Annotated in this window: 12 protein-coding genes; 4 read left to right on the top strand and 8 right to left on the bottom strand. The window is 42.8% G+C overall.

All coding sequences use genetic code 11. From position 1 onward, the window contains the following. Positions 1-204: 204 nt before the first annotated feature. The 6 genes from MUN53_RS02035 to MUN53_RS02010 are packed head-to-tail and all read right to left on the bottom strand — an operon-like array spanning position 205 to position 4067. Entirely contained in the window at positions 205-492 is a 288-nt protein-coding gene (locus MUN53_RS02035) for a winged helix-turn-helix domain-containing protein (protein ID WP_022456835.1), read from the bottom strand. Then, positions 486-1073 carry a hypothetical protein gene (locus MUN53_RS02030; RefSeq protein ID WP_243323205.1) on the bottom strand — a complete coding sequence of 196 codons (588 nt, stop codon included), beginning with the start codon at positions 1071-1073 and terminating at the stop codon, positions 486-488. Before MUN53_RS02030 ends, MUN53_RS02035 begins: the two co-directional genes overlap by 7 nt. A 27-nt stretch (positions 1074-1100) precedes the next feature. Beyond that, complete coding sequence (locus tag MUN53_RS02025; RefSeq protein WP_243323204.1) at positions 1101-2960, bottom strand: outer membrane beta-barrel family protein; 1860 nt, start codon at positions 2958-2960, stop codon at positions 1101-1103. 53 nt (positions 2961-3013) lie between these two features. After that, positions 3014-3511, bottom strand: a complete 498-nt coding sequence (locus MUN53_RS02020) for a carboxypeptidase-like regulatory domain-containing protein (RefSeq protein ID WP_243323203.1) — start codon at positions 3509-3511, stop codon at positions 3014-3016. Next, positions 3472-3852, bottom strand: coding sequence for a DUF2141 domain-containing protein (locus MUN53_RS02015; protein ID WP_243323202.1), 381 nt, complete (start codon positions 3850-3852; stop codon positions 3472-3474). Before MUN53_RS02015 ends, MUN53_RS02020 begins: the two co-directional genes overlap by 40 nt. Beyond that, positions 3849-4067 (bottom strand): 2TM domain-containing protein, encoded by a 219-nt coding sequence (locus MUN53_RS02010; RefSeq protein ID WP_243323201.1) that lies wholly within the window; start codon positions 4065-4067, stop codon positions 3849-3851. The genes MUN53_RS02015 and MUN53_RS02010 overlap by 4 nt, the downstream gene beginning before the upstream one ends. A gap of 236 nt (positions 4068-4303) precedes the next feature. On the opposite strand from MUN53_RS02010, the gene MUN53_RS02005 reads away from it, so the two are divergent. The 4 genes from MUN53_RS02005 (at position 4304) to MUN53_RS01990 (ending at position 10514) form a co-directional block, all read left to right on the top strand. After that, a complete protein-coding gene (locus tag MUN53_RS02005; RefSeq protein WP_243323200.1) occupies positions 4304-4654 on the top strand; it encodes a hypothetical protein in 351 nt (116 codons plus the stop codon). 114 nt (positions 4655-4768) lie between these two features. After that, positions 4769-5923 carry an efflux RND transporter periplasmic adaptor subunit gene (locus MUN53_RS02000; RefSeq protein ID WP_243323199.1) on the top strand — a complete coding sequence of 385 codons (1155 nt, stop codon included), beginning with the start codon at positions 4769-4771 and terminating at the stop codon, positions 5921-5923. A 15-nt stretch (positions 5924-5938) separates the two neighbouring features. Beyond that, complete coding sequence (locus MUN53_RS01995) at positions 5939-9085, top strand: efflux RND transporter permease subunit (RefSeq protein ID WP_243323197.1); 3147 nt, start codon at positions 5939-5941, stop codon at positions 9083-9085. Next, complete coding sequence (locus tag MUN53_RS01990; RefSeq protein ID WP_394803024.1) at positions 9063-10514, top strand: efflux transporter outer membrane subunit; 1452 nt, start codon at positions 9063-9065, stop codon at positions 10512-10514. Before MUN53_RS01995 ends, MUN53_RS01990 begins: the two co-directional genes overlap by 23 nt. 199 nt (positions 10515-10713) lie before the next feature. Here MUN53_RS01990 and nspC read toward each other — a convergent pair whose 3' ends face one another. Together nspC and MUN53_RS01980 are read right to left on the bottom strand one after the other, a co-directional pair. Continuing rightward, complete coding sequence (nspC, locus tag MUN53_RS01985; RefSeq protein ID WP_243323196.1) at positions 10714-11877, bottom strand: carboxynorspermidine decarboxylase; 1164 nt, start codon at positions 11875-11877, stop codon at positions 10714-10716. Next, positions 11874-13064: a saccharopine dehydrogenase family protein gene (locus MUN53_RS01980; RefSeq protein WP_243323194.1), complete on the bottom strand. Its 1191-nt coding sequence runs from the start codon at positions 13062-13064 to the stop codon at positions 11874-11876. The genes nspC and MUN53_RS01980 overlap by 4 nt, the downstream gene beginning before the upstream one ends. Positions 13065-13138: the final 74 nt, after the last annotated feature.

Raw genomic sequence — 13138 nt, 5'->3', positions numbered from 1 at the left:
AAAACGGACAATTTGAACTCAATACTGAATTTGCGATGACTGATTCCTTTCTTTCCCATTGCTTTCTCTTTTTTTGTTAAATGGGTGTAAAGTAAATCTGTAGCATGACAGCATTCACATGAATCAAAAACAAAACTAACGAGAACCGTTCCCGATTCCCGTTAGTTTCATTAATCATGCTCTCGGGGCTTTCTTCCCCAAGATTTATAATCCTTGCAAATAGGTTTTCAGCGTAGCCACATATTCTTTCATCGCCTCGTGACCAACCGGCGTAATCCGGCAAGCCGTACGCGTTTTTTTCCCAACAAAACTCTTTTCAATGCTGATATATCCTGCCTCACTCAGTTTATCAAGCTGCACACTCAAATTACCGGCTGTCGATTGTGTTTTCTCTTTCAGATAAACAAAATCTGCCTCTTCAACCGATAAGAGGATCGACATAATTGCCAATCGAAGTTGGGAATGCAACAAGGGATTTAACTCTTTCAGCATAATTCTTTCATTTTACGATTCAAGATATGTCCGGGTATAACCATCATGACGGCAAAGATAGCACCAAAAATCAGAATAGAATGCGGCATACTGACAAACAATAATACAAACGACAGAACCACTCCTGCGATACCGCAGCATACCAAAGGTTTGAATTTGCTGACAGCTCCTGATAAAGTCGTTGCCATACTCATCAGCAACGCAACCATAAACAAGATTTTCATCGGAGTAAAGAAGGCACTAACGCCCAACACAACAACAACCGCTCCAAACAAACTCCAAATATAAGTAGTGATCCGGTCCATATAATTCCTGACACCACGCTTCGGATTTTTCCGATTAAAATACAGAGAGGCTGGAGTACTGATCACCGGCAAAGCAAACCATAAAAAGTTGATCTGCCAGGAACATCCCAGACTAGTCATTCCATACCAGATGCAAAGCGAAATCACAATAGTCGTATATCCCCATATTAATAAAGGATAAGCCTCATAGCGGGCTTTACTTTCCTGCGTCTCCTGAATCATCCGTGAAATCAGTTCCAAACTTTCCTTTTCCGATAATTTTCTGTCTTCCATCATGTCCTTATTGTTTTTAATGTTTCAAAATTAATATTGTTTTGTTAAACGATCACGCTCTGAAGAAGAATCTTTTTCAACCGCCATTTTATTTATCTTCCGCCCGGCATTAAAATTCCAGCTTATGCCTATTTTAAATAAACGCCCTGACGATTTCGCACCATAATCTGTGACATGGATATAATCATCCAACCGGGCTACATAACCCGGAAACTGATTGAATATATTATCGACACCGATCTGTACACTCCACCGATCGCCCCAACGTTTCTGACAACGCAGATCAAGCGTATGCCGGGGATTCACTTCACTATTCCCCGAATACAGCCGCGAACTACCCGTATATTGTAAATCCAGCCGGACATCCCAAGGTAAAAAGAAAGAAGCCGTTGCGTTTCCAAAATACAAATAATGCGTCTGAAAATGATTTTCGGCATAAACCCGGATATCTTGCCTCACGCCCACCCAATTCGAGTTCCAGCTAAACCAATAAACCGGTTGCCAAGGAATATTCAAGGCTACGAACCAATGATTCTCCCGGTTATGATTCTCATAAGTCACAAAAGACACATCCGGATTTACCGGATCCTGCTTGGTAAACTGACGAATTAAATCGCGGTTTAAGTTGCAGCCAATTGTCAATGTATACCGATAATCATACACAAACGTCAAATTGAGCCGATCTGTATACATCGGCTTTAAGGCAGGATTCCCAATCTGATAATGATAATCCGAAGTTTGTACCCGGTTCGGATTCAAAGCCGAAAAAGCCGGACGTTCGATATATCGGGCATATTGCCCTACCAACATGCGTCGGCGAAGCTTATCAAAAGCATACGTAACATCCACATGTGGGAAGAAATCCCAATACGATCTTTGTATGACATTCGTCCGGTCGGATGTCTGTGAATACTCGCCCCGCAATCCTGCCTTCAATGAAAGACTCTTCCAATCGAATGCATATTGAGCATACAAAGCCATGATATGTTCATGATAGTCCAAAGCATAATCATATCCAGGAATAGGAATCCAGGAAGAAGTCTCCGACCAACCATCAGAACCCGCTTTATCCTTCATCTGTGTAAACGTATATTTCAGGCCAACTTGCCCATAGTTTGTCTTTCCACGGAACCATTTCCAACCGGCATCCAGACTAGCGATACGATAATCCATCCGACTTTGTGTGCGGTAAATAGAGTCAGACATTCCCGACGGATATTGCCAACAGATATCATATCGGTTATCTCCATTTGACCTTTTCTGTGTATAATCAACCAAGATATGCCAGGCAGAACCTAACGTATCCAGTTGATGGCGAAAACTAAAACTGCCTGTCACCATCTGATAATGATCAACTTGCCTATAATCCCCTAAACTTTCCATCCATCCTTCTTCAGCTTCCAACAACGAATGGCTGTGCATCAAACGAGAAGAGTAACGCCTGATATACTCTATTTCCATACCTACGTTTGTCTTATCATCAGGAGTATATACCAATCCATTCTGACATGTTTCATAATCCGATGGATCCTCAAACCTACCTTCGCTGGTGAAACTTTTTCTATTATCAGTATATATCCGATTTCCATCCAAAATGCCATCCGCTTGCGGCTGGTAAATCATCGACATGCTTCCATACCAATTCCATTTCCCTTGAAGTCTGTTCCAAGTAACATGTGGTTCGTATTGCTGAAATCCGGAAGAAAGAGAAGAGAACAAAGAAGTATTCCCTTGCCAACCTTTTTCTTTCATCTGCCGTAACCAGATATAAATGGCACCACCCTGCATTATCGCATCTTCATCCGCACCAGCCATCGGGACAACTTCTATCCGTTGAATATTCTCTGAACGAAGAGATTGTAAATAAGACATCAGCAAAGTTCCATCCAACCTCACTTCCCGATCATTTACAAATACCCGAGTTCCCGATGTGCCATTAATGGCTATCTTCCCATCCGACACCAAACACCAGGAGCTTGCCTCAACAAATCAATCCCGTTGCTATTTAGCCCCGGTGGTATCTGCCAGATGAAACGGTCGGCCTTTCGCTCAACAGCATGCGCACGAACAACTACTTCTTGTAAAGATGTCTGTGAAACTTGCATGACGAATGTATCACATTGCAAGGCATGTATCTCCAATTGACATCGTAAAGATTCATACCCAACACTGCGAAGATGAACTGCATAAAGTCCCGGAGTAATTGCCAGTTGGAAAAAGCCTAAACTATCCGCAACGACCCCTTCTTGTCCATCCGAAGTTAATGCAGACAATAATACCGTTGCATAACCAATTGGTATTCCTTCTTGATTCTGTACGAAACCCGAATACATGACTTTCTGCTGGGCCATTCCTGCCATTGCCATCCAAAGGAATAAAACCAATCCGCAAAACCTTTTCATCACTGCTGCCTGTCCATATAATACAACTTCAACTTGCATACCGGTTTATCCGGATTATATGTATAAGAACTCCGGGCAAATCCTTCCAGAGGTAGTCCTTTTTCGTCCATATTCATTTTCCAATCTCCGTTTTCATCATGAAAGACAGATATAATACATGAATCCCAGGGAACATTTTCCAAAGTCACAACAACGTGTCCTTTACAAGCCTTAGCCATTCCATAAACAGGCTGATCATTATCTTTTTGTTGTGCCATCACCAAAACATTCCCTGTTTCTCCACGAATGCCTTTAACTTCTACTTTTATTTGGAATGATTCTCCTTTTACCTGACACACTGAAGCCAATAGTATAGCTAGCCAACATACCATACGTATCATCTTTTTTCCTCCTCTCCTTTTGTATAATACCAAAAAAGAATCTGCTTGATCAAATTCATGCCCCAACCAAGTGCAACCCAAAATATCCACCATTCATGTGGTGCAACAACTATATTTAAAATGCCCAGAAATACACAAGTCACCAAATAAGTTGCTATACGTTCTTTTAAATAAAGCGGAAAATGCCTTTTCTCTGAATTAATTGTTTCCATCATTCTTTCCATTTAGTCAAACAAATCAGTTTATAAAATAAACCATTTAATGAAAAAAGAAAAACAAAGAGGCGCGCTTCTCATTTGCTTTCGATGCAAATATAAAACAGTTTATTTTATAAACCAAATAGTGTAACAAAAAAATCCATCTCTAAAGAGAATTTTCAAATAAGTTGCATTATTAAAAATAATTCTTAACTTTGCATCGCAAGAAATTTGTATCAGACAAGAAATAGAAGATGAAACTTTCCGATTGGAAAATATTTATGGCAAGAATTTTATACGTCATTACCATTCTGTTGATTCAAACAGATGTTTTGGCGGGTGAGAATGCACCATACAAATACCAAGAGGAAACTTGCATTTCTGCACAAACATCCATATCAACGAATCAAATTGATCCGGATGATGATTACACTCGTACTCGTACGTTAACACGGACATTTGTTGCAGCCCTACCTGTGCTATTGACACTAATTCCTAATATATATATTTTACCTCAAGAAGAGGTTGTAAAGCCAAAACCGGAAATCGCATGTGTAACATGTAATAATAGTCGGCAGGCGACTCTTTGCACTTACTTGATTTAGCTTTTCCCACTTTAATATATGCAATCTTCTATCTGGATTTTTTATTCAGAGCATATCGCATTGCATACTTTTTTCAACAGACCCAATAAACATATTTAACTTACCAAGAAACTTATGAAGAGTATTTATCAGAAGTTAATACTCCTGCTAGGCGTAGCTGGAGTTGTTTCTTCGTGTAGTGAAGCACAACGAGAAAAGGTGTTTCATACCACCAAAACGCCAATAACCCGATTAACACCAACCAGTATTGAATTTCCGCAATCGTACGTAGCAGATGTTCAGGCTATTCAATTTGTGGAAGTCAAACCAAAGGTGGAAGGATTTGTTCAGCAAATCTTAGTAGATGAAGGAGAGAAAGTTCAAAAAGGACAACCTCTTTTCCGTCTCAGCTCTGAAGAATATAGCGTGAGTGTGAAAGAAGCTCAGGCCAATTACAAGCAATCAGAAGCTGAATTACAGATGGCTGAATATGAAGCAGAGCGTATCGAGAGACTCGTAAAGAAGAACATTTTGTCGAAGATTCGCCTGGATCAGGTTATGACCCAAAAAGAGGTGGCACGCATGAAAGTGGAACAAGCTAAATCACAATTGCAAAGAGCGCAAACCAACTATTCATATACAACTGTTACCTCGCCATTCGATGGATACATTGACCGTATTCCATATAAAGTAGGAAGCTTGGTAACGCCTGAAAGCTTGTTGACCACTGTCAGCGACGTATCTGAGATTTTTGCCTATTATAAGGTAAACGAAAGTGAATATCTTAAATTCAAGCGGGCTCAACTTCGTGGAGAACAATTGCCCGAGATGAATAACATCGAACTGATTCTCCCCGACGGTAGTGTTTACCCGCATAAAGGACGTGTAGAAACTGTCGAAGGTGATTTTGAACGAGGTACGGGATCCATTGCATTCCGCGTTCGTTTTCCCAATCCCGATGGACTATTGAAGCATGGAGTTACCGGAAAGGTACGGATGATGACGAAGATGTCTGACGTATATCTGGTCCCACAAAAGTCAACTTTCGAGATTCAGGATTTTACCTATGTATATGTTGTCGATAAAGAAGGCATTGTGAAGGTTCGGAGCTTCCAGCCTCTTCAGCGATATGAGAAGTTCTATATCACAGAAGATCTGGAACCAGACACTTATATTGTGTACGAAGGTATTCAAAGCGTCAAGGACGGAATGGAAATCCATCCGGATACCATCGGCTTCCAGCAAATCATGCAAGGCATCACTTTGGATAAAGATAGTTTAAACCAATAAATCTGCGATCTGATTATGTTTAAATTATTCATCAAACGTCCTATCCTTTCGGGTGTTATTTCCGTATTGATTGTCTGCCTGGGTTTATTGGCTATTACAAGCCTGCCCATTACGCAGTTTCCTGATATCGTTCCTCCTTCGGTGACAGTAACAGCCCGTTATACCGGAGCCAGTGCGGATGTTATGTCGAAAACCGTTGCTACACCACTTGAAAGAGCCATCAATGGTGTTTCGGGTATGACCTATATGACAACGGTATGTACGAATGATGGTATGTCACTGACCACAATTTATTTCAAGGTAGGAACAGATCCGGATGTTGCAGCTGTGAACGTACAGAACCGTGTAACTACCGTTCTCGATGAATTACCCGAAGAAGTTATCCGTGCCGGAGTGATTACTGAAAAAGAGGTAAACAGTATGTTGATGTACCTCAACATTTTCAGTACAGACAGTGCTCATACGGAAAAATTCGTCTATAATTTTGCGGATATTAATATCTTACGCGAATTAAAGCGTATTGACGGTGTCGGATTGGTTGAAATTATGGGTAGCCGCGACTATGCCATGCGCGTGTGGTTAAATCCAAACCGACTCGCCGTTTATAATATGTCACCTCAAGACGTAACAGAAGCGATCCGCAGACAGAATATCGAAGCTGCTCCGGGTAAAACCGGTATCAGTTCTGATAAGCTCCCGCAACATCTGCAATACGTATTACAATATACCGGTAAGTTCTCTACACCAGAAGAGTACGGGGAAATTGTATTGAAAGCGATGTCTGACGGATCCCTACTTCGCCTCAAAGACGTGGCAACCATCGAATTCGACTCTGAAGATTATAATATGATCTCCATGACAGATGGACGTCCGTCGGCTTCCATCATGATCAAGCAACGACCGGGTTCAAATGCACGGGAAGTGATCCAGAATATCAAAGCCAAGATGGAAGAGATCAAAGAGTCCAGCTTCATTCCGGGAATGGAATATAATATCTCGTATGACGTATCCCGATTCTTGGATGCCTCAATCTCGGCCGTGCTTAGAACGTTGATTGAAGCCTTTATCTTGGTATTCATCGTCGTATATATTTTCCTACAGGATTTCCGATCTACCCTGATTCCGGCCATAGCCGTACCGGTTTCATTGATCGGTACCTTCTTTTTCATGCAGATGTTGGGCTTCTCCATTAACATGTTAACGCTTTTCGCATTGGTTCTTGCCATTGGTATTGTGGTAGACAATGCCATTGTCGTCGTCGAAGCAGTTCATGTTAAAATGCACGAACAACGATTATCTCCCTATAAAGCATCGGTTGCCGCCATTGGAGAAATCGGAGCGGCGATCATTGCTATTACCCTCGTCATGTCTGCCGTATTCATTCCGGTTGGTTTTATGAGCGGAACTGTAGGAATTTTCTACCGCCAATTCTCTCTGACATTAGCTGTTGCTATCGTCATCTCGGGTATCAATGCCTTGACCCTTTCTCCGGCTCTATGTGCCATGCTGTTACTTCCTCCGGGAGAATTGCATAAGAAAGTCGGCATAAGTGGAAAATTCTTCCGGATATTCAATCATCAGTATGAGAGATTTGAGAATTTCTACCATAAAGGATTAAGCCGATTCTTGGGACGTCGCTTCTTCACGTATGCGACACTGATTCTATTCTTTTTCGCAACCTGGGGAATGAGTAGTATTCTTCCAACCGGCTTCATACCCAATGAAGATCAAAGTATGATTTATGTCAATGTGGATACTCCTCCGGGTGCGACACTCGAACGTAGCGAGGCTGCCTTAAACAGCGTACAGGCCACCTTATTACCATTCGACGAAGTAGAGAGTGTTTCAACGTTGGCCGGATATAGTTTGATGACTGAAACGGAAGGTGCCAGCTTCGGTATGGGAATGATTAATCTGAAACCATGGGACGAGCGAGAGAAAACGGCAGAAGAATTAATGCAGGTTTATGCAGACCGTACAGCGCATATCAAAGATGCCCAAATCCAGTTCTTTTTGCCGCCATCAGTTCCGGGTTTTGGTAACGCCAGTGGTTTTGAACTTCGTCTACAAGACAAAACTGCCGGTAGTTTCCAAGATTTTGCAGATGTAGCCGATGAGTTGGTAGAAAAACTAAACAAGGATCCTCGTTTACAAGGTGTTTCTTCTGGCTTCAATCCGAATTTCCCTCAGTACTTACTGAAAGTAGATTTAGAGAAAGCAGCCAAACTGGGTGTCAATCTGCAAGAATCAATGGAAACTCTTCAATCATATATTGGTAGTTTCTATTCTTCCAACTTTATCCGGTTTGGACAGATGTATAAGGTTATGCTTCAAGCGGCACCTGAATATCGTATGAATCCAGAAGATATTTATGACTTGTATGCCAAAAACAAAGATGGGAACATGGTTCCCTATTCTAACTTCCTGACAATGGATCGTATCTACGGACCAAGTCAGATTACCCGTTACAATATGTTTACCTCGGCTTTGATTACGGGGAATGCAGCAGAAGGTGTCAGCTCTGGTGAAGCCATACAAGCCGTTGAAGAAATAGCCAAAGAAACTTTACCACGCGGATATGATATCGAATGGTCTGGTGTAACTCGTGAAGAAAAAGAATCTGGCGGACAAACATTAATTACGTTTGCGATCTGTCTGCTATTCGTATATCTATTGCTGGCAGCCCAATACGAAAGTTTACTTCTGCCAATGCCTGTAATCCTTTCTTTACCGGCTGGAGTATTTGGTTCTTATTTATTCTTGCAACTGGCAGGATTGGAGAACAACATCTATGCGCAGGTAGCACTCGTCATGCTAATCGGTTTGTTGGGTAAAAATGCCATCTTGATTATCGAAATGGCCAACCAATACCGTCATCAAGGACTCAACATTCTGGAGGCCGCTATCAAAGGAGCCAGAAGTCGTTTGCGCCCCATTCTGATGACTTCATTCGCTTTCATATGCGGATTGATTCCATTGGTATTTGCGACCGGTGCCGGAGCATTAGGTAACCGCTCCATCGGAACGGCAGCAGCCGGAGGCATGCTGATTGGTACATTCGTTGGAATTTTCTTGATTCCAGGTTTGTACGTTCTATTTGAAACTATCGAAACACGCCTGAAAGGTAACCAAAAAAAGTATGATGACGATGATGAAGAATAAGAATACTCTATATGGACTCGTGTTGCTGGCTTCCGTATTTGTCACCGGATGCAAAGCCCCACAGCTGACACAAGAAGAAAAGTTGGTTGTTCCTGAAACGTATGGTCAAGCATCAAACGATTCAACTACAATTGCAACCCTATCCTGGCAGCAATTCTTTCAGGATACTATCTTGCAAACATATATCCGACAGGCATTGGCAAACAACCATTCGTTCAGGCAAACCGTCGAACGGGTTCGCATGGCTCAAAATCAGTTAATGCGAGCGAAAGGCGGACTCTTACCTAATATATCGGCTGGCTTGGGAGCTGGAGTCCAACGGTTCGGAGAATATTCGATGGACGGAGTTGGAAACAGTACCACCAATACGCCAGATCTGGAAAAAGAGAAACATATCCCAGATCCATACAGCGATTTCACATTAGGAATCCAGTTTGAATGGGAAGCTGATATTTGGGGTAAATTAAGCCATAAAAAACAAGCTGCTGCAGCCCGATGGATGGCATCCCAAGAAGCTGCTCGCTATGCACAAACTCTGCTCATCTCCGAATTGGCAACCCAATACTATGAGTTGATCGGGTTAGACCGCCAAAAAGAGATTATCAAAGTGGCGATACAAAATACAGAAGACTCATATAAACTGACGTATGAATTGAAACAGGAAGGCGAAGTTACACAGCTGGGTGTGGATCAATTCGAATCACGTCTGTTGCAGTTACGTGGATTATTGCTTGAGAACGAACAACAGATTGAAGAGAAGGAACGGGCCATTTCATCTTTAATCGGTTCTTATCCAACGGAGATTCGACGAATTTCTTTCCGGGAAATGGAAGATTTACAATTCCCAACAGAGGTTGGTGTACCTTCTCAACTGATTTACAATCGCCCGGATATTCGCAGCGCTGAACAGGAATTACTGGCCAGCAAAGCGGACTCTGAAGCTGCACGCAAGGCATTTTTCCCTTCACTGACACTGAATGTAGGAGGTGGATTCAACGCATTCGATGTGAGTCACTGGTTTACGGCACCAGCCTCATTAATCTACAATCTGGGTGCCGGACTCACCGCTCCTATATTCAAACAGCATGAAATAAAAGCCTTGTGGAACGATGCCCAAAGTGCTCAGCGTATTGCCTTGCTGCAATATCAGGAAAAAGCATTGAAGGCATACGAGGAAATTGTCAATCTGATTCGTTCTCATGACAATTTGTTGAAACGGAATAAGCTGAAAAAAGAGGAACGAAAATTACATGCCCGTTCTGTATCGGATGCCAACGAGTTATTCAAACTTAGTTTCATCGGCTATTTGGAAGTACTCTCGGCGGATGAGAAATACATGGAATGTGAATTGGATTACACGTCGCTCTGTACTCGGCATTGTATCAATCAAGTTCTATTGTACAGGGCATTAGGCGGAGGAACACTCTAATTATAATAATATCTTTTTTATTTCCACTTTCTAAAGGCTGCTCATCTGTGATAGACAGGCAGCCTTTATCTATTATTGGCAACAAAAAATCAGGCACGAACTTCGCAGATTTCACAGTAGTTCAAAACTGTGTTTCTGTAAAATTCGTGCCTGATCTATAGTAGGCTTGCATCTGGTCTTACCAGCGAAGCTAGATCAATCAAGACATACGATTCTTATAATCCTCATAGCCGAAACGACGAACCAGACGAAAACCCGTCTGCGGATTCCAGATACCAATAGAAGGATGTGTTACGCCATTGAACATCGTCGTCTTGACCATCGTATAATGGATCATATCCCGGAAGACAATCTTCTCTCCTATTTCCGGTTCTCGACCACCATCGAAAGCCCAGTCGCCATAGTAATCACCCGCCAGACAACTGTTGCCGCCCATGCGCCAGCGTTTCTCTCCGTCAGCAGGCTCATGTGTACCCAAAATCGTCGGTTTGTATGGCATCTCCAAGCAATCCGGCATATGGCAAGCAAACGAGACATTCAACATCAGGGTGTTCACGCCACCATGACATACCTTGTCCTCAACAGTAGCGACCAGACAACCTGTATCCCAGGTAAAGGCACTTCCCGGTTCCAAAATGACCCGCAAATGCGGATACCTAGCCTGGAAATCGTTGAGAATACGGATCAGTTCCTCTTCATCATAGTCCTTATGCGTCATCAGATGACCGCCACCCATATTCAGCCATTTAATCTGCGGGAAAAACTTGCCGAAGCGTTCTTCTACAGCAGCCAGTGTATTCCGCAAATCATCCGGACGAGATTCACAAAGAGCGTGGAAATGCAGACCATCAATACCTTCGGGCAAAACAGTCAATTCTTCTGCCAAGATACCTAAGCGCGAACCCCGATCACAAGGATTGTATAAATCGGTCTCGACCGTCGAATATTCCGGATTCACACGCAATCCGCAAGAAACACCGGCGGCATGCGCCTTGTCGGCAAACCGGGCATACTGCGTCAACGAATTAAACGTAATGTGACTGCTGTAGCGCAAGATTTCATCAATCTCTTCAGGAGTATAGACGGGTGCATAGGTATGCGTCTTTTCGCCATACTCTTCATAAACCAAACGAGCCTCCGCCAGCGAACTGGCAGTGGCTCCGTCTGAATGTTTCTTCAACTCAGGGAAAATACTCCACATGGCATTGGCCTTTAAGGCAACGATAATCTCAGCCTGTGTAGCCCGGCGTACCTTATCGATCACTTCCATATTGGCAGCCAACATGCCTTCGTGCAGCACATAGCACGGAGAAGGCACGGTAGAGAAATCCCATTCGTTTAATAAGGCTTCCTTATCGATCATACCTCCAGGTCAATATCAAACTTTTCAACCCAAGGCAATCCTTGTTCTCCCAGTTCAGCCAAGAATGGATCCGGATCAAACTGCTCTACATTATATACTCCTGCGCCTTTCCACAAACCGCGGGCAAACATGGCAGCACCCAAGGCAGCAGGAACACCAGTTGTATAGCTGACTGCCTGTGTACCTGTTTCCTTATAGGCTTTTTCATGATCGCAGTTATTATAAATGTAGTACGTTCTTTCTTTTCCGTCTTTGATACCGCGGATACGGCAACCAATAGAAGTCTGACCATGATAATTAGCTCCCAATGATTTCGGATCAGGCAATACAGCTTTCAGGAACTGCAACGGAACGATCTTCATACCATTGTATTCAACTTCATCAATACGGGCCATACCGATATCCTGAATTACACGCAGGTGTGTCAAGTATTCCTGACCGAATGTCATCCAGAAACGGGCACGTTTGATTGTCGGGAAATTCTTCACCAGTGATTCCAACTCTTCATGATACAACAGATAAGAATCACGCTTTCCGATATTCGGATATGTCAGTGATTTATGGATTTCCAACGGACCGGTCTTGATCCACTGGCCATTTTCATAATAACGGCCGTTCTGAGTAATCTCACGAATATTGATTTCCGGATTGAAGTTCGTGGCAAATGCCTTACCATGATTACCGGCATTACAGTCGACAATATCCAGATACTGGATTTCATCGAAATGATGTTTGGCAGCATAAGCTGTAAAGATAGCCGAAACACCCGGGTCAAAGCCACAGCCCAAAATAGCGGTCAAACCCTTTTCCTTAAAACGGTCCTGATAAGCCCACTGCCAGCTATATTCAAAATGAGCTTCATCCTTCGGTTCGTAATTAGCTGTATCCAGATAATTCACACCACATTCCAGACAAGCATCCATGATGGTCAGGTCCTGATAAGGCAAAGCTACATTAATCACAATGTCAGGCTGGAATGACCGCATCAGTGCTACCAGTTCTTCTACACGATCCGCATCCACCTGAGCCGTCTGGATACGGTTACCGCCTACAGCAGCCGCAATCTGATCACATTTTGACTTTGTACGGCTGGCCAACATAATATCGGTAAAGATCTCATTTTTTGCGACCTTATGCGCAACAACGGTACCTACACCTCCGGCACCAATAATTAAAACTTTTGACATTAAATTATCAGTTTGTAAATATATCATGCAGAGTACAGAATTGAGGACCCTGCGAACCCATTTCGTTTTCCGGC

It is taken from the genome of Parabacteroides faecalis (assembly GCF_022809355.1).
GTDB classification, from domain to species: domain Bacteria; phylum Bacteroidota; class Bacteroidia; order Bacteroidales; family Tannerellaceae; genus Parabacteroides; species Parabacteroides faecalis.
The sequence above is the reverse complement of the archived record's forward strand: the minus strand, read 5'-3'. Positions and strand labels throughout refer to the sequence as shown.